The sequence below is a fragment of the Marinobacter sp. genome, from assembly GCF_041690455.1.
Classification (GTDB): domain Bacteria; phylum Pseudomonadota; class Gammaproteobacteria; order Pseudomonadales; family Oleiphilaceae; genus Marinobacter.
In genome coordinates this window covers 63663-81695 of record NZ_JAWLHI010000005.1, presented here as the reverse complement: position 1 = coordinate 81695, position 18033 = coordinate 63663, and the positions used below count along the sequence as shown (strand labels likewise).

General features: G+C 56.8%; 13 protein-coding genes and 3 pseudogenes. 12 read left to right on the top strand and 4 right to left on the bottom strand.

From position 1 onward, the window contains the following. Positions 1 to 5 precede the first annotated feature (5 nt). From ACESMW_RS02155 to ACESMW_RS02115, 9 genes and pseudogenes are all read left to right on the top strand, one after another. Positions 6 to 554 carry a hypothetical protein gene (locus tag ACESMW_RS02155; RefSeq protein ID WP_372985439.1) on the top strand — a complete coding sequence of 183 codons (549 nt, stop codon included), beginning with the start codon at positions 6 to 8 and terminating at the stop codon, positions 552 to 554. A gap of 199 nt (positions 555 to 753) precedes the next feature. Beyond that, a pseudogene (locus tag ACESMW_RS02150) lies at positions 754 to 903 on the top strand (DUF2254 family protein); the annotation flags it as partial. A 27-nt stretch (positions 904 to 930) separates the two neighbouring features. Then, a pseudogene (locus tag ACESMW_RS02145) lies at positions 931 to 1062 on the top strand (IMP dehydrogenase); the annotation flags it as partial. Between the two features lie 11 nt (positions 1063 to 1073). Beyond that, entirely contained in the window at positions 1074 to 1319 is a 246-nt protein-coding gene (locus ACESMW_RS02140; protein WP_372985445.1) for a glutamine amidotransferase-related protein, read from the top strand. After that, positions 1237 to 1425: pseudogene (locus ACESMW_RS02135) on the top strand (GMP synthase (glutamine-hydrolyzing)); the annotation flags it as partial. The gene ACESMW_RS02140 and the pseudogene ACESMW_RS02135, both read left to right, overlap by 83 nt. A gap of 194 nt (positions 1426 to 1619) precedes the next feature. Next, positions 1620 to 2516 carry an MBL fold metallo-hydrolase gene (locus ACESMW_RS02130; RefSeq protein ID WP_372985438.1) on the top strand — a complete coding sequence of 299 codons (897 nt, stop codon included), beginning with the start codon at positions 1620 to 1622 and terminating at the stop codon, positions 2514 to 2516. A gap of 3 nt (positions 2517 to 2519) precedes the next feature. Continuing rightward, positions 2520 to 2948, top strand: a complete 429-nt coding sequence (locus ACESMW_RS02125; protein WP_372985437.1) for a hypothetical protein — start codon at positions 2520 to 2522, stop codon at positions 2946 to 2948. Positions 2949 to 2955: 7 nt separating this feature from the next. Continuing rightward, positions 2956 to 3459, top strand: a complete 504-nt coding sequence (locus ACESMW_RS02120; RefSeq protein WP_372985436.1) for a hypothetical protein — start codon at positions 2956 to 2958, stop codon at positions 3457 to 3459. A 377-nt stretch (positions 3460 to 3836) separates the two neighbouring features. Further along, complete coding sequence (locus ACESMW_RS02115; protein ID WP_372985435.1) at positions 3837 to 4553, top strand: Crp/Fnr family transcriptional regulator; 717 nt, start codon at positions 3837 to 3839, stop codon at positions 4551 to 4553. 61 nt (positions 4554 to 4614) lie between these two features. Here ACESMW_RS02115 and ACESMW_RS02110 read toward each other — a convergent pair whose 3' ends face one another. From ACESMW_RS02110 to ligA, 4 genes are all read right to left on the bottom strand, one after another. Next, positions 4615 to 7032 carry a glycoside hydrolase family 65 protein gene (locus tag ACESMW_RS02110; protein WP_372985434.1) on the bottom strand — a complete coding sequence of 806 codons (2418 nt, stop codon included), beginning with the start codon at positions 7030 to 7032 and terminating at the stop codon, positions 4615 to 4617. Next, the gene (gene otsB, locus ACESMW_RS02105; protein WP_372985433.1) at positions 7029 to 8609 is read right to left on the bottom strand and encodes a trehalose-phosphatase; all 1581 of its coding nucleotides are present in this window, start codon (positions 8607 to 8609) and stop codon (positions 7029 to 7031) included. The genes ACESMW_RS02110 and otsB overlap by 4 nt, the downstream gene beginning before the upstream one ends. Positions 8610 to 8760: 151 nt before the next feature. Continuing rightward, positions 8761 to 9786 carry a patatin-like phospholipase family protein gene (locus tag ACESMW_RS02100; RefSeq protein ID WP_372985432.1) on the bottom strand — a complete coding sequence of 342 codons (1026 nt, stop codon included), beginning with the start codon at positions 9784 to 9786 and terminating at the stop codon, positions 8761 to 8763. Further along, a complete protein-coding gene (gene ligA / locus ACESMW_RS02095) occupies positions 9783 to 11834 on the bottom strand; it encodes an NAD-dependent DNA ligase LigA (RefSeq protein WP_372985431.1) in 2052 nt (683 codons plus the stop codon). The genes ACESMW_RS02100 and ligA overlap by 4 nt, the downstream gene beginning before the upstream one ends. 166 nt (positions 11835 to 12000) lie before the next feature. Between ligA and tal the strand changes: the two genes are divergently transcribed. Genes tal through ppsA form a run of 3 tightly spaced genes read left to right on the top strand, consistent with a single transcriptional unit; the run spans position 12001 to position 17947 of the window. After that, positions 12001 to 13113 carry a transaldolase gene (tal, locus tag ACESMW_RS02090; protein ID WP_372985430.1) on the top strand — a complete coding sequence of 371 codons (1113 nt, stop codon included), beginning with the start codon at positions 12001 to 12003 and terminating at the stop codon, positions 13111 to 13113. Further along, a complete protein-coding gene (locus ACESMW_RS02085; RefSeq protein WP_372985429.1) occupies positions 13110 to 15530 on the top strand; it encodes a phosphoketolase in 2421 nt (806 codons plus the stop codon). The genes tal and ACESMW_RS02085 overlap by 4 nt, the downstream gene beginning before the upstream one ends. Next, positions 15527 to 17947, top strand: a complete 2421-nt coding sequence (ppsA, locus tag ACESMW_RS02080) for a phosphoenolpyruvate synthase (protein ID WP_372985428.1) — start codon at positions 15527 to 15529, stop codon at positions 17945 to 17947. Before ACESMW_RS02085 ends, ppsA begins: the two co-directional genes overlap by 4 nt. The last annotated feature ends 86 nt before the right edge of the window (positions 17948 to 18033 follow it).

Here is an 18033-nt window from a genome sequence, read left to right as displayed (position 1 = left end):
TTGTCATGATCAGAGTCAAAACTGCGGTAATCAGTATCTGCCTTCTCGGCGCACTACCCATGGCAGCATCCGCACAGTCCTCAGAGTTCGGCCCACAGGAAGGCGAGCGGGAGTTTTCCCTCTCTGGTACCGGTAGTAACGACCGGGATTTCAACAGCGGCAGCTTCGGAATCACCGGCGATCTTGGTTGGTATCTGAGGGATAATACGGTTGCCGGCGTCCGCCAAAGCATCAATTACGCCGACATCGAAGGGGAAGGTGTCACGGACGATTTCTGGAACGGCTCAACTCGTGGTTACCTCAACTATCAATTTCTTGATGATCGTGCGCGACCCTTCGTGGGCGCCAGCCTTGGCGGCATTTACGGTGATGGGGTCAAGGACAGTGCCTTCGCTGGCCTGGAAACGGGTTTAAAGTACTACGTGCTGAAGAAGACCTTTTTCCTCGCCCGCGCTGAGTATCAATTCCTGTTCAGCGACACCGATGATGCCACCGATGCGTTCCAGGACGACGGAATCTGGGCCTATACCGTAGGCCTGGGCTACAACTTCTGAAGCACGTTAAAGCGCTGATTTGGTGAGGTTGGAGCCCGGGACAGCTTGCAGCAGTGACATGAAAATCCATAAATGCTGGCGGTTCGAGCGGATCTCGATTGTCCGCGTCCCCAACTTCCCGGAGAACCATGATGGCTGCGAACCGGCTGCGTTTTGTTTTTAGTCGGATCAAGGAGCGCTTATGGGTCAGGCCACTAATCGTACCTTTGAAGACGACCCCCGCTTCGGGCTCATCGTCTTGTCCGAAATTGCAGACAAGGCGCTGTCGCCCGGCGTTAATGACCCGGGAACCGCAATTGACGTCATTGGCACTTTGGTAAGGCTGTTTACGCTTTGGCAATCCCCGCCCGAAAAGGAACGGCTCCAGGCAATCACCACCGGCAGCGCGACCATGGAAGAAATGCGCACCAAGCCGGAATTCGTGCGCATCACCAATGCGGGCATGCGTGAGAGCCACGTCCACGACGTGACCATCGCCAAGGAAACGCCCAACTACCGTATCGGTTAAGAAAGACCCAGCTGGGTGGCCCCCGGGCTCCGGAAGACCTGTTCGATCGTGGTATCCCTGTGCTGGGCATCTGCTACGGCATGCAGACCATGGCTGAACAGCTCGGTGGTCGTGTGGCCAGTTCCGAAAAGCGGGAATTCGGCTATGCCCAGGTGAAAGTGCGCGCCAAGGGCCCGCCGCTACGAATACGTGGTGGCCCTGCGCGCCGTCGAGACCATCGATTTCATGACCGCCCGCTGGGCGCATCTGCCGTATGACCTGCTGGAGAAGGTGTCCAACCGGATCATCAACGAAATCAGCGGTGTATCCCGGGTGACCTATGACATCTCGTCCAAGCCGCCGGCGACCATTGAGTGGGAGTGATTCCACCTCTGGAACCGAATGGCTCCACAAAGCAGTGAATCAATTAAAAACCCATTGTGATCAATGGGCTTTTTTGTGCCCGAATAGACAACGCGCTGTGCTCCCGGCTGACTCTGGCGGAACATGGATGGATGCGGTTACAGGGTTGTTGTCTACACTACATCATGGGGTGGCTACAGAGAACGGGCAGCGTGATGCTTGAGATCATCGGCGCGGAATCCATGGGGGTACGCAGCCTGTGTTGCCGGGTGACATTGCCGGAGCAGCGGGTTGTCATTGATCCGGGGGTGGCGCTCGGGTACGTACGTTACGGGCTGCTGCCCCATCCCGAGCAGATCGCCGTCGGGCGGCGGATACGGGAGCGAATCCTCGAGGCGCTGGAGGATGCAACCGATGTGGTGTTCAGTCATTTTCATGGTGATCACGTACCCCTGGTAAATGCAAATCCATACCAGCTATCGGTTCACAGCCTGCCACCCGGTTTCCGGGAATTACGTGCCTGGAGCAAGTCAGGTGACGATCTTTCGAAAGTGATGAGCGACCGACGCCAGGCCCTGCTCGAACTGCTGGGAAACAACATGCGGGATGCCGAAGGGGTGACTGCGGGGAGGTTGTCTTTCTCCCGGGCTGTGCCTCATGGAGCGCCGGACAGCAACAGGGGTACAGTGATGATGACCCGGGTGGAAATGGATGATGGCGTTTTCGTCCATGCCTCCGATATCCAGTTGCTGGATGCTGCGACGATCGATCTGCTCATTGACTGGCGACCAGATGTTGTCCTGGCTGCCGGGCCACCGCTCTATCTCGATCGCTTAAGCAGCACCCTGCGGGAAACAGCCTGGAATAATGCGGTGCGATTGGCGCAACACATCGAGGTGGTCATCCTCGATCACCATTTGATGAGAAGCCGGGAAGGCGCCGAGTGGCTGGATGCGCTGTCAAACACCATTGGCAGGCAGGTCTATTGCGCTGCCGATTACATGGGCCAGCCGCGGCGACTACTGGAGGCGGAGCGAGAACAGTGGTACCAGAAGATACCTGTGCCAGAGGGGTGGCATGAAGACTATGCCCAGGACAAAAAGGGGAAATAGCACATGCCAGCTCGTCGATTGAAAACCAGCCTCAATAAGACTACGCGGACATTCGTGAATCTGCTGCCGATCGTCTTAGGCATGCTGTTACTGACAAGTCTGGCAGTAACCCTGTTTCCGGAGAGTCTTTCGGCCGGCTTGTTCGGTCACAGCGACATTCTGGATAGCCTGATTGGCGCTTCGATTGGCAGCATTGCGGCAGGTCATCCGTTGACCAGTTATGTTCTGGGTGGGGAGTTGCTCAGAAGTGGCGTGAGCCTGATTGCCGTGACCGCCCTGGTTGTAAGCTGGGTCAGCGTAGGCATCGTTCAACTTCCGGCCGAGATGTTAATGCTTGGTCCGCGCTTCGCAATTTACCGCAATGTGATCTGCTTCTTCAGCGCGATCACGATTTCGTTTCTTTGCGTCTACACGCTGAGAGTTATCGGGTAGGTCGCCAATGGTACGTTCCAAAAAGAAAACGGGGCTAGGTGGCTGGTTGTTCTTGGCGCTGGTGCTCGCAGCTTACGGAGTAACTGCAGCCATCGATGCGGAGGCGCTTCATTTTTTCGCAAAAGTGATGGGCAGTGTAGTACCAGCTCTGGTGATTGTATTTTTTCTGCTGCTGGCAGCGGACCTTTTGCTTCAACCAAAATGGATCAGGCGCAATCTTGGCAGGGAGGCGGGCGTAAGAGCCTGGCTGCTGGCTGCTGTTGGTGGGGTGTTTGCCTCTGGTCCCGTTTATGCCTGGTATGCCCTGGTGGGGGAGCTTCGCGAGAAAGGGATGCGCGCGTCGATAGCTACTGTTTTTCTTTATAGTCGTGCAGTCAAACTGCCGCTGCTGCCACTCATGATTCACTATTTTGGCACCGCCTACACCCTGGTGCTTTGTTTGTACCTGCTAGGGTTTTCTATCGTGAATGGTCTATTGATGGTGAAACTTGAGAATCGTGAAATAATCTAGGATTTGTTTGAGGCCGCTCGACAGCCTTGCTGAAGTCATCCTGCCATGCATCGGTGACCGTCCCTGCCCCGGCATGACTCACGTGGATCGATCATTCTTAAAACTTTGGCTGGATTCCCATGGTGTGCTATAGATCCTCCAAAGCCAATGAAGGTCAATTGTCGACTTGTATCGATAACGTCACAGAACGATTCGGTCTCACAACCATCGCTTTTTGGTAAGGATTCAAAACATTACGGCAAGGGTTCTTCGTTGGAAATTCTTAATGCGGACCTGGAGATCGTAAAGGAGATGAAAGAAATCATTTCCCAGCATTGAGGTCATACCGGAGAAAGCCATGGACTATCGACATTTCAATAATGTTGAAGAGGTGACTTATGCCCACACGGAAGAAAAAAAGCACGAGACTTCGCCGCAGCGCTATGCATGGCCTGAATGGAGACGCGAAAGAAGGAGATTTCGAAGCGTTTGTTTCCGCGATCATAGATAAGGGAGCCAGGAAGAAAGTTTTTACGGCCAGGGAGGTGATCTATCGCGAGGGTGATCAGGCCGACAAGGTATTCATGATTCTTGACGGTATGGCCAAATTGCTCAGTTATCTGCCAAACGGTCGTGCGCGTATCGTCCGATTGCACAGTCTCAACCATTGGCTTGGATTGGAAGCGTTGCTTGACCAGCCTTACGAACACACTGCCATCGCCGTTGAAGATGTGGAGATGGTTTACGTGTCCATGAATGACCTGCATCTTCTCGAACGGGACAATCCGCGGCAATACTGCGAGCTGCTCAAACAGGGTTACAGAAATCTGGCCCTGGCGGACAGGTGCCTCGCGGATTTCTCGACCGGAGGAATCAGGTCCCGGGTGGCGCGGTTGGTGGATTTCCTTGCCAAGCTTGAATATGGTGAAGCAGCTAACCGGGTCGAGCTGTTAACGGTTCATGAAATGGCGGATATGCTAGGGGTTACGCCGGAAAGCGTGAGCCGGATTCTGGCAGAGTTCAAACGCAACGATATCTTGCACAGAATGAGCGACCACCTGGACGAGGTATACGAAATAAAAGCCGAGCAACTTCAGCACGAAGCTCGACAGTAATCATTCAGCGGCACATTAATCCCGAATGTGGGGGTGAGGGGGTCGGAGGTGGTCTGTGGGATCACAACTGAAACTCGCGGACTTCCCCCGGTTTGAACTCGTGGATATCCGAGACAATACCAATTCGGATCGGCTTTTCTTCGGAAGGCTCCGTGCTGATCCGCAAACGGCTGGGTGTAACATACAATCCCAGCAGATGTTGGCGGTAACGGACATTGAGTGTGAGGCTACTCAGCCCCTCAGGCAGACTCGGATTCAGCCACAAGACATCGCCTCGGGTCTCGATACCAGTAAAGCAGCGTTGGATGAGATCTACAGTGCCGGCCATGGCACCGGTGTGGATACCTTCCGACGTAGTGCCTCCCTGGATGTCGGCGACATCACTGTCGAGCGCTTTGGCGAAGAGTGGCCAGGCGCCTGGACGATCTGCCCGCGCCAATACCCAGGAGTTGACCACCCGGCTCAGAGTGGAGCCGTGGGAAGTGCGCCGCATATAGTAGTCGATATTGCGGGGAATGGTATCGTACTCGAAGGGATAGCCGAGATGCGTAAACAGTTCTCCGAGTTCCTCTGACGAAAACAAGTAGAAAAGCATCAGAACGTCGGCCTGCTTGGAAGCCCGATAATTATTTGCGCTATCCCCCGAGGCTTCCAGGATCCGGTCCAGTCGCTGAATATCACCATACTTTTCACGATAACCTTCCCAACCGAACTCTTTCAGTTCCTCGTAACCTTCGAACTGGCTGATGATGTCGTTGTCAGAATCATCCTTATGAAAAGGCACATGCATATTGCGGCTTACCTTATCCCAGTGCTCGAACTCCTCTGATGACAGATTCATTAGCTGGCAAAGTTCGGTAAAACGCTTGCTCGGCAGGATTTCCCGAAGTTCCAGCGCGCGCAGCAGTACCCACACCGCCATGATATTGGTGTAGGCGTTGTTGTTCAGGCCGGGGGTTTCGGCAGTTGGATAGGCATCGTGATATTCGTCCGGGCCCATGACCTCGAGAATTTCGTAACGTTCGAGTCTTTTATTATAGGAAGCAATGCTGGCCCAGAAGCGGGCGATCTCGAAGAACATTTCCGCCCCATAGAAAGACAGAAACTCCATATCACGGGTAACCTGATAATACTGCCAGACATTGTACGCCACCGCTGCATTGATGTGGCGCTGGAGGTGGGAGTTGTCGGGTATCCAATTGCCTGACTTCGGGTTCAAGTGTAGCCGCTGACTTTCCTCACGACCGTTACTGCCGCTCTGCCAGGGATACATGGCGCCTCGATATCCGGCGATGCGCGCGGCGCGACGTGCCTCATCCAGGCGGCGATAACGATAGCGAAGCAGCGCGCGGGTGATTTCCGGCATACGGAGGTTGAATAGGGGGAAGATGAATAGCTCGTCCCAGAAAATATGACCGCGATAGGCCTCCCCGTGCAGACCGCGTGCCGGCACCCCGACATCCAGATCCATAACATGAGGTGAAATGGTCTGAACCAGGTGCAGGATGTGCAACCGCAGATTACGTTCGGTTTTTTCTTCCTCTTCTGGATCATCATGTTCGATGTCGAAGTCAAAACGCTGCCACAATTGCTTCCACATCAGGTTATGGCAGCTGGCCAAAACATCGAACGTCGGGGCTCGGGCAATCGCCTTGCGCGCTTCCAACCCTGGCTCGCTGATGGCATGGTCGCGGGAGGTATATAATGCAACGACCTTCTCAATGCGCAAAGGCTGCTGCGGGTTGAGCCGGGTTTGGTAGTGGTGGGCAATGTAGCCTTCGGCTTGGTCCACCGCCGGTGCCGGAGTGATGCATTGTTCACCGCGCCACAGACGAGTCGTTGCGGCCTGGACGATACGAATGCGGGACTGGCTGGTTTCGACTTCCAGCCAGAAGGTATCATCTGCAATGGATTCGGCTGTCCCAGGATTCAGGTGGCGTTTGTTCAGATCACGGTAGCGCTCAACACCGGCATTGACGACCTGGCCGTCCAGTGCGCTGCGTACTTCAATGCTACCGCTCCAGTCCTCGGCATGAATGCTGGTTTCCAGGGCAGCGAGGTGCGGATGTTCTATGGAGACCAGGCGTCGTTGGTCGACGCGGGTATGTCGCCCGTCCGGATCGCAAAAGCGAATCGTCCGCGTGAGAATGGCCTGTTTGATATCCAGCTCTTGATGGTAGGAAAGGACATTGACGTTGCCGACGTCGAACCAATTGCCGTTTTCGATGCGGAAGGTAAGCGCCAGCCAATTGGAGGCGTTGACCAGGCTTTCGTTCTCGATGGTTTCACCGGCGATTTGGGTTTGCAGCCGGTTATAACAGCCGGCGATGTAGGTGCCGGGATAGTGGGTCCCACCCGCCGACGACTCCGGCGCGGCACCGCGGCTGGCGAAGTAACCATTACCCAGTGTGCACAACGCCTCTCGCAGCGCCTCCTGTTGGGGGTTGAATTCCTCGTAGACCAGTTTCCAGCCGTTCATGGGCCGAGTCTCGCCAGTTTGTCGCTCAGTTGATTGAGAAATTGTTGCACCGCGTCGGGGTCGTCAAGGCGGTAGGCAGCACAGGTCGGCTGGTCTCTCTCTGCTACCAGAATGCCTATTCCGTCTGCCGCCAACTCGCGGAAAGCATCCTCGTCGGTTATGTCATCCCCTATATACAGAGGAATAAAGCGGGCCGGATCCGTGTCCAGGGCCCGCATTAGCCAGCGTAGTGCTTTGCCCTTGTCCCAATCGATATCCGGTTGTAGCTCATAGATTTTCTTGCCAGCCGTCAGGCGAAGCCCGGTATGCGAGGAGTTTATTTGATCGACCACCTGTTTGACGCTGTCCACCTGGTCTTGCGCTACCTGACGGTAGTGCGCGGTGACAGCAAATCGCTTGCGTTCCACCAGGCAACCCGGAATCGCGCCCAGTTTTTCGCGCAGGCTGTGTTCCGCGGCATCGAGCGCTGGCAGATAGTCACGACCCTCCTGATATTCGGTGCGCTCGCCCTTTGGTCCGGAGATGTCGAAGCCGTGACTGCCGGCATACCAGATGCCCTTTATGCCAACCCGGTTGCGCACGTCACCGAGATCCCGACCGCTGACAATGGCGATCTTACATAGCCTGGCTAGCCGTTGCAGGGTTGCACGCATGGTGTCGCTCAATATCGCGTCATTCGGATGGGGCACGATAGGCGTCAGGGTGCCGTCATAGTCGAGAAACAGCACCGGCTCCCGATCATGGGTCGGGACTATCTCGTTCAGATGGTCCAGGGCTGAAGGCAGTTGTCTGGTGGGTGGCGTATCCCCACTAGCCGTCACTATGTGTAATTCACCAAGATCAGCGACGACAACGTCAGCGCCATGTTCGAGCAACGCCTCCGCCTGGTCGCCGCGATTGACGCCGATGACACGTCCGAAGCCTGCGGCCTGGGCCGCCTGTACGCCTGCCGTGGCGTCTTCAATCCCTATACAACGATGCGGCTCGCTTGCGAGGCGACGACTGGCCTCGATGAAAATGTCCGGAGCCGGTTTGCCCGCCAGCCTGCATTTTTGCAGTTCCACGCCATCGACGCGGGTGTCGAACAGGTCGATGATTCCGGCGGCTTCCAGCACCGCCCGGCAGTTGCGGCTTGAAGAGACCACGGCGGTGCGGAGTCCGGCCCGGCGTAATGTGCGAATGAGGCTAATGGTTGATGCATAAACCTCAACGCCCTCGTGGCGCAGCTTTTCCTGGAACAATTCATTTTTGCGGTTGCCAAGGCCGCAGATCGTTTCCTGATCGGAACCATCATCCGGCTTGCCCTCGGGCAGGTCGAGACCGCGTGATTGAAGGAAACTGCGCACACCGTCATAGCGCGGCTTTCCGTCCACATACCGGTGATAATCGGTCTCGATGTCGAACGGTTCGGAATGCTCGCCTTCCGCCGTGTGTTTCGCCAGGTAGTCGTCGAATGTCGTCTTCCATGCCGTGGCGTGCACCTTGGCCGTCTGCGTGATCACGCCATCGAGATCAAGCACCACGGCATCGAAACGGTCTGATGAGAGAGCGACACCGGCGGTGTCTGTCTTGTTCACGGTGGACTCTCGTGCTCTGTCAGATTGTCGTACGCGCGCTGCCACATTGCGACGCTCCGGCCACTATATTCGCTTTTTCAAAGCACCATCACGTGGTAGACCAGTCCCGGTCATTGAAAAATATCAATGGGAGAAAATGCCCTGGTGTTGTTCAGACTTTTAACAGTTTTGATAACCGGTGCTTCAGTTCTTCCTTGGCGGGACGGGCCTGCGCGAAAATCTCATTGGCGCGGTAGAACTCCAGGGCACGAACGTCAACAATACGCGGGGCGAGATAGATCGCAGGTTTCTTATGTCGACGCTTCTCACTCATGATGGCGTGCTGCATGACTTTGGGCGCATTGAAGATTGTTTCAAAATAGCTGGGCATCAGCGCCTTCGGTTTCGTTCGCTCACCGATAACGTCAATGCCGATGACAAGATCGCAGTCTTCGGTTAACAAATCGTAAGGTACAGGATTGACCGTGCCGCCATCGATAAGCACTCGGTTATCCAGTATTACCGGTTTAAACACGCCGGGCAGTGCCATGCTTGCCTTGACGGCGGGGAGTAGTGCACCTGTTTGCAGGACAATTTGTTCCCGGCTCCATAAATCGGCCGTGGCGATCCTGAGCGGAATCTCCAGTTCCTCGAATGTTTCACGCTCCAGTGTGTCGTACAGGAAAGAGATAAAACCTTCGCCACTGAGCAGACCGCCATTGCCAAGGTCGATTTCGAGAAACTCGACCCAGCGCAAGGCATCCTCGTTGAGAAGCTCATGGGCCAGGCGTTCTTCGGGCGCTATGATGAACTGTTCAACCAGCTCGCGGATCTCCCTGCCGGTCATACCGGCGGCGTAGAGTGCACCGATGATTGCACCGATACTTGAACCGGCGATGCGGTATGGTCGGATCGATAACTCGTCCAGGGCTTCCAGCATCAGGATGTGCGCAAGCCCGTTGGCGCCGCCGCTGCCCAGTGCGATACCGACTCTGGGCTTGCCCTCATCAGAGCGACCGGAAGGTTCATGCGCAGATCGTGGCTTTTCGTTGGCTCGCACAGATGATCCCAAGAGCAAATACGACGATAGAAAAGTCGTCAGCAGAGTCAGGAAGCGGCGCCTGGGAAATTTGCGGTCAGGCATGGCAAAGCTACTGTTCTTGTGCGGTTTCGGATGTTTTAAAGGCGTTATTTTCACGATTCGTCAAGTATTTCCTGAAATGTTGCTTCATTGATCCGTTTTACGCCATGCTTTTCGGCCTCGTCCAGTTTGTTGCCGGGGTTTTTGCCGACCACGATAAAATCCGTTTCGTCACTCACACTGGATGTTGCCCGGGCACCGAGGGCCTCTACCTGTTCTTTTGCTTCGTCGCGGGTAAATCCATCCAATGACCCGGTGAAGACGAAAGTTTTTCCTGTCAGGGGATGTTCTCTCCGCTTCGGCATGGGCTGGATCTTTAATCCGGCCTTTTTCAGTCGGTTCAATACGCTCTGGTTCTTTTTGTCCGAAAAGAAATTGGCCACCGATGTGGCAATCCCTTCGCCGATACCGGGTATCTGCGCGATTTCCTGCGTTTCAGCGTTAGCCAGTCTGTCCAAGGTGCGGAATTCGGTGGCGAGGACACGTGCTATGTGGCGGCCCACATGGCGTATACCCAAGGCAAACAGGAATCTATCTAGGCGCGGCTCTTTGCGCTCCTGAATGGCATTCTGCAACTGGTTCGCGGATTTAGTCGCAAAGCCTTCCAGATGTTCTATGTCTTTTACGTCCAGCGTGTAGAGATCAGCAAGATCCTGCACCAGGCCGTGTGTGACCAACTCTGCAGCAGACTTCGCCCCAAGATGATTGATGTCCATGGCATTTCGGGCTGCGTAATGCTGGATTCGGCCGGTCAACTGGGCGGCACAGGATAGTCCCGCTGTACAAAGATAGTATGCGCCCTCTCGTGCGACCCTGGCATCGCATACCGGGCAGTGTTTGGGCATGTGAAACGGCTTACCGCGCTTCTTGCCAGGTTGCTTGATCCGTTCCTTGACTTCTGGAATCACATCCCCGGCACGGATAACGCGCACACGATCGCCTCTGCGGATGTCCTTGCGGTGCACCTCATCCTCATTGTGCAAGGTAGCCCGACTCACGGTGACACCGCCCACATCCAGCGGTTGCAACAGCGCGACCGGTGTCAGAATGCCGGTCCGGCCAACCTGTACCACGATATCTTCAACCATGGTGACTTCTTCGCGTGGCTCGAATTTCCAGGCGAGCGCCCAACGGGGGCTACGTTCGCGCGTATCCAATGCTTCGCGCAGTCCATGGTCGTCTATCTTGATCACGATACCATCGATCTCATAGTCGATATCGTCGCGCTGCCCGGCAAGCTTGTGATGGTATTTTTCGATTTGCCCGAAGGTGGAGGCGGTTTTGTTCAATGGACAACTTTTCAATCCCCAATGGGACAGCCGTTCCAATACGTCCTGATGAGTCGACGGTAAGTCACCATCACTCGCCAAAATCTCATAAAAAAAGATGTCGAGGGGCTTGTCGGCTACATGGCGCGATTCGAACTGGCGCATCAAGCCGGCGGCTGCATTACGGGGATTGGCGAACGGCTCGTCACCACGTTCTACACGTTGCTTGTTCAAGGCCGTGAAGCCTTTTTTGGGCATGAAGACTTCACCGCGCACGGCGAGCAAAGCGGGTGTGTTATCCAGGTGCTGTAGCGAAAGGGGGAGCGCACGGATGGTCTTCAGGTTATGGGAGATATCCTCGCCTACTTCGCCGTTGCCGCGGGTGGCCCCATATTCGAAGTGGCCGTGCCTATAGACGACTTCAACGGATAAGCCATCGAACTTGGGTTCCAGCATGTATGTGATGGATTTTTTACGTGCCTGTTTGCGCGCCGCTTTCAAAAAAGATTCGATGTCATCCTGTTCGAGCGTGGCCTCCAAACTGAGTAACGGAGCTTTGTGCTCGATCTTATCCAGCTTGCTGACGGGCTCGGCGCCGACACGGAAGGTAGGGGAATCGGGCGTTTTGAGGCTAGGGAAAGCCGCCTCCAGTGCCTCAAGCCGCTGAAACAGCTTGTCGTATACCGAATCGGAGATTTTCGGCGAATTTTCCACATAGTAGAGATAGTCGTGATAATTGATACCCTCGCGCAGGGCGCTGATCTCTTCTGCAGCCTGTTTCTTGTTTAGCGTGTCGACACTTTTGAATCTGGTGTTGGGCTTGTCTTTGAAGTCCATTGTGAAGCGTCGGTTCAGGAACGAGGAATGGTTCCATCATCATCGGCGGGGAGCATTGGGTCATTGATATTTTGCAATGCGTAGAGTGATTCCGGTCAGTAACTTGACCGTGAAGCGCTAACGCTGGCACAGAATCCGGGTGGAAAAACAGGGATGGAACAACCTGATGACGAAACTTCCCATACTTCATAGCGAATATGGTCAGTCCATTTGGCTGGATTACATTGATCGAAATCTGTTGCTGAGGGGCGGGCTTGAGGCATTGATCGAACAGGGACTGCGCGGTGTCACCAGCAACCCCACCATATTCCTCAAGGCGATTAAGGAGAGCGACGATTACGACGACGCGATCCGGGACCTGTTGCAAGCCGATCATGAGATGGATGATGTCACCCTCTATCAGTGGCTTGCCATCCAGGATGTGCAAATGGCGGCGGATGTCCTTGAACCGGTCTATGTTAGCAGCGATGGAACAGACGGTTTTGTCAGCCTGGAGGTGTCTCCCCATCTCGCCTTTGATACTTATGCCACGGTTGAGGCCGCGCGTCATCTGTGGCACTCCGTGGATCGACCGAATCTCATGATCAAGGTGCCTGCGACCATGGCGGGTCTGCCGGCAATTGAGCACCTTATTGCCGAGGGCATCAACGTTAATGCAACGTTGTTGTTTTCAGTCGAGCGCTACAAGGCTGTGGCAGAGGCTTATATGCGAGGGCTCTCGCTGAATCCTCATCCGGAAAAGGTTGCCTCGGTCGCCTCATTTTTTGTCAGCCGGGTGGATACCAAGGTGGATGCTGCCCTGGACGAAATCGGTACGTCGGAGGCCGAGAGTCTGAAGGGCTGCATCGCCATAGCGAACGCCAAGTCGGCATACCAGTATTTCAGGGAAACAATCGATTCCGAGCAGTACAAGGCACAGCGCCGGCGCGGCGCTCGTCCACAACGACCGCTCTGGGCCAGTACCAGCACCAAGAACCCCAAATACTCGCACGTGCTTTATGTAGAGCAGTTGATCGGTGCTGACACGGTGAACACTGTGACACCTGAGACTCTGGACGCATTTCAGGCCGATGGTGAGCTGCGGGGCACACTGGAAAGGGGCATCAGAACCGCAAAACGGCAACTCGACTCATTGGATGTGCTCGGGATCGACCTAGACCGGATAACGCAGGAGCTGGAGCAAGAAGGGGTTCGAAAGTTTGCGGATTCCTACGATCAGTTGCTGGCAGCGCTGAAGAATAAACGCCTTTTAGTGGCCAAGCATTACGCAGATAAATGATGGACCGCCAAAGCCGGGTACCCAACAAGAAGCGCAACGGGTTGCCCGCACTGACCAGCGACGAGCTCGCGCGGCTCGACGCCTGGTGGCGCGCAGCGAATTATCTTTCCGTCGGGCAGATCTATCTGCTTGATAACCCCCTGTTGCATGAGCCCCTGAAGATCGAACATGTCAAGCCGCGGCTGCTCGGCCACTGGGGCACGACCCCGGGGCTAAATTTCATCTATGCCCATCTCAACCGTATTATCACGGCGCAGGATCTCAATATGATCTACATCGCCGGGCCCGGCCATGGCGGCCCGGGGCTGGCCGCCAATACCTGGCTCGAGGGCAGCTTCAGCGAGCAATATCCCGACGTGCCGCAGAATGACGAAGGCATGAAGCAGCTGTTTCGCCAGTTCTCCTTCCCCGGCGGCATCGGTAGCCACGTCACACCGGAGATCCCGGGTTCAATCCACGAGGGGGGCGAACTCGGTTATTCGCTATCACACGCCTTTGGCGCAGCGTTTGACAACCCTGAGCTGATTGTCGCTTGCGTCATCGGCGACGGAGAGGCCGAGACCGGGCCGCTGGCGACTGCCTGGCACTCCAACAAGTTTCTCAACCCCGTTACCGATGGTGCGGTGCTGCCGATCCTGCATCTCAATGGCTACAAGATCGCCAATCCGACGCTGCTGGCACGCATCCCTCACGCAGAGCTGGAGAGCCTGCTCACCGGTTACGGTTATCAGCCTTACTTTGTCGAAGGTGAGGATCCGCAGAAAATGCACCAGTTGATGGCCGCGACCCTGGACGCGGTGATCAGCGATATCGAAGCGATCCAGCGGGCGGCGCGCTCAAACGGCGTCACGTCCCGGCCGCGCTGGCCGATGATAGTGCTGCGCACGCCCAAGGGCTGGACCGGGCCAAAAGAGGTCGACGGCAAAAAAATAGAGGGCTTCTGGCGTTCGCACCAGGTGCCGTTCGGCGAGATCGCCGCCAACCCCGGCTATCTCAAACTGCTCGAAGAGTGGCTGCTGAGCTATCGGCCCGCGGAGCTGTTCGATAAGCAAGGCGCGCTCAAGCCGGAGCTGGCAGCCCTGGCACCGCGCGGATCACGCCGCATGAGCGACAACCCGCATGCCAACGGCGGTCTGCTGCTGAAGGATCTGCGTCTGCCCGATTTTCGTGAGTACGCTGTGGCAGTGCCGGGCCCCGGCGCGATCGAGGCTGAGGCCACGCGCGTCATGGGCGTCTTCCTGCGCGACGTAATGAGGCGCAACGGCGAGCGCCGAAACTTCCGTGTGTTCGGGCCGGACGAGACCGCCTCCAATCGTCTCGGCGCGCTGTTCGAGGTGACCGGTCGCGCGTGGATGGCGGAAACCCTGGCGGAGGACGAGGATCTGGCGCGAGATGGGCGGGTGATGGAGATCCTTTCCGAGCACACCTGTCAGGGCTGGCTTGAGGGCTACCTGCTCACCGGTCGGCATGGTCTGTTTTCCTGCTATGAGGCCTTCATCCACATCGTCGATTCGATGTTCAACCAGCACGCAAAGTGGCTTAAGACCTGTCGCCAGATTCCCTGGCGTCGGCCGATCGCCTCGCTCAATTACCTGCTCACCTCCCATGTCTGGCGCCAGGATCACAACGGCTTTTCTCACCAGGATCCGGGTTTTATCGATCACGTGGTCAACAAGAAGGCTGATGTAATCCGTGTGTACCTGCCGCCAGATGCCAACACCCTGCTGTATGTGACCGACAAGTGCCTGCGCTCGCACAATTTGGTGAATGTGATCGTCGCCGGAAAGCAGAAGCAGCCGCAATGGCTGGACATGGATACTGCTATCAAACACGGCAGCGCCGGCATCGGCATCTGGGAGTGGGCCGGCACCGATGTCGGTGGCGAGCCGGATGTGGTGCTGGGCTGTGCGGGCGATGTACCCACCATAGAGGTACTGGCGGCGGTAGACATCCTGCGCCGGAAGTTACCGGACCTCAAGGTACGCGTGGTGAACGTGGTGGACCTGATGACGCTGCAGTCGCAGGAGGAGCACCCTCATGGGCTGTCGGACTGTGACTTCGACACCCTGTTTACCACCGACAAGCCGATCGTGTTCGCTTACCACGGCTATCCCTGGCTGATTCATCGCCTCACCTACCGGCGTACCAACCATCGCAACCTGCATGTGCGTGGCTACAAGGAAGAGGGTACCACCACCACCCCGTTCGACATGGCAGTGCTCAACGACCTTGACCGCTTTCACCTGGTTATGGATGTGATCGATCGCGTGCCCGGGCTCGGATACCGCGCGGCGTCACTGCGTCAGCACATGCGCGACAAGCGCACAGAACACCGCCACTACATCCGCGCATACGGCCAGGACATGCCGGAGATCCGCGAGTGGCAGTGGACACACGCGAGTGGGGATAAATCATGACGACCAATGTGCTGGTACGCCCGCTTGCCGACCTGCGTCGGACGGACACAGCTATTGTCGGCGGCAAGAACGCCTCGCTCGGCGAAATGATTGGCGCGCTCCGGGAATCGGGTATCCGCGTGCCGGGTGGATTTGCAACGACGGCCGATGCCTATTGGGCTTTCATCAAGGAAAACAGCCTGGCTGAACCGCTCGCCGACGAACTCGGTGCGCTCAAGAAGGACAAGAGCAACCTGGCCGAGGTTGGCAAAGCCTTGCGAAAAATGATACTCGATGCTGAGTTCCCGCCCCCGCTGGCCGAGGCGATTCTGCGCGCCTATCACGAGATGGCTGGCCGCAGCGCAGGCAAACTCGCCAGCGTGGCGGTGCGCAGTAGCGCGACCGCGGAGGACCTGCCCGAGGCAAGCTTCGCCGGCCAGCTCGAAACCTTCCTCAACGTTCGCGGCGACAAGGCTTTGCTCGAGGCCTGCAAAAAGTGTTTCGCCTCCCTGTTCACAGACCGGGCCATCATCTATCGGGAAAATCATGGTTTTGAGCACATGGAAGTCGCACTTTCGGTGGGCATTCAGGAAATGGTCCGCTCTGACAAGGCCGGTTCTGGCGTCATGTTCTCCATCGACACTGAAACCGGGTTTCCCCGTACCGTGCTCGTCGACGGTGCCTGGGGTCTGGGCGAGACTGTGGTGCAGGGCATGGTGGAGCCGGACGAGTATCTGGTTTTCAAACCCTTACTCGAGGATCCTTCGCTCCGACCGATTATCACGAAGACCTTGGGTGCCAAGGAGAAAAAGATGGTGTACGCCAGAGGCAGCGACTCCACCTCCAAGCTGGTGGACACAAGCCGGAAGGAACGCACCTTGTTCGTGTTGGGCGATGACGAAGTCCTGCAGCTCGCCCACTGGGCCTGTGCCATCGAATCGCACTACGGCCAGCCCATGGATATGGAGTGGGCGAAGGATGGCGAGTCGGGTGAGCTATTCATCGTGCAGGCCCGCCCCGAAACCGTGCAATCGCGCCGCGAGACCGGCATGCTCAGGAGTTTCCACCTCAATCAAAAAGGGCGAGAGCTTGTTCGCGGTCAGGCGATCGGTGACTCCATCGCCTCCGGCGAAGTCTGTCGCCTGAAGAGCGCGAAGGAGATAGGCCAGTTCAAGGAAGGTGCGGTACTGGTAACGGGAACGACCGATCCGGATTGGGTGCCAATCATGAAGAAGGCTTCGGCGATCGTCACCGACCATGGTGGGCGCACCAGTCACGCCGCGATTGTCAGCCGGGAACTGGGCCTGACCGCTATCGTGGGGGGAGGCGATGCAACGAAGGTATTGGAGGATGGCCAGGAGGTTACCGTCTCCTGCGCCGAGGGCTCGGAGGGGCGGGTCTACGAGGGAATCCTGGATTTCGATGTGCGCGAGATCGCCACGGCAGAGATCCCGAAGACCTATACCCGCATCATGTTGAATCTGGCGAATCCTTCTGCCGCCCTGCGTTGGTGGAGCCTGCCGGCTGACGGGGTGGGTCTGGCGCGCATGGAGTTCATCATCGGTAACCAGATCAAGATCCACCCGATGGCCCTCGTCCGATTCGACGAGCTCTCGGACAAGAAGGCCCGTCGCCTGATCACCGAGCTGACAAAGGGGTATGACGACAAGTGCGAGTTTTTCGTCGATACCCTCGCCCGCGGCATGGCCTGTATCGCCGCCGCCCGCCACCCCGATCCGGTCATCGTCCGCATGAGCGACTTCAAAACCAACGAATACGCGGATCTGATCGGCGGTGGCCAGTTCGAACCCAAGGAGGAAAACCCCATGCTCGGCTGGCGCGGCGCGAGCCGCTATTACAGCGAGGAGTATCGTGAGGGCTTCGCGCTGGAATGCCGCGCTGTGCGCAGGGCCCGGGAGGAGATAGGCCTGAAGAACATTGTCATCATGATCCCCTTCTGCCGAACGATCGGCGAAGCGGACAATGTCCTCAAGGTGTTGGCCGATAACGGTCTGGTCCGGGGGCGGGCGGGTCTCGAGATCTATGTTATGGCGGAATTGCCCGCCAACGTCTTCCTCGCGGAGGAATTCGCGAAGCGATTCGACGGGTTTTCCATCGGCTCGAATGATCTGACCCAGCTCGTGCTCGGCATCGATCGCGACAGTGACCGGCTGAGCGGGCTGTTCGATGAGCAGAACCCGGCGGTGAAATCGGCCATCTCGCAGCTACTCACCAGCGCGCGCAAGAGCGGAGTCCACACTGGTCTCTGTGGCCAGGCACCGAGCGATCACCCCGAGTTCGCCGCCTTCCTGGTGGAGCATGGCATAGAAAGCATCTCCGTGAGTCCGGATAGTTTTCTCAACGTAAAGACCATCGTTGCCGACGCTGAAGGCAGGCAGAAGAGGGAGCAGGGCAGTACATTGCCACCATCTCCCTGACAGACCCTGTCTGCATCCGTTCAGGGCAGGAATCTGTCGAAAAGAGGCCCTTATCTCGAATCCTGATCATGTGCCGGGCCAGCTGC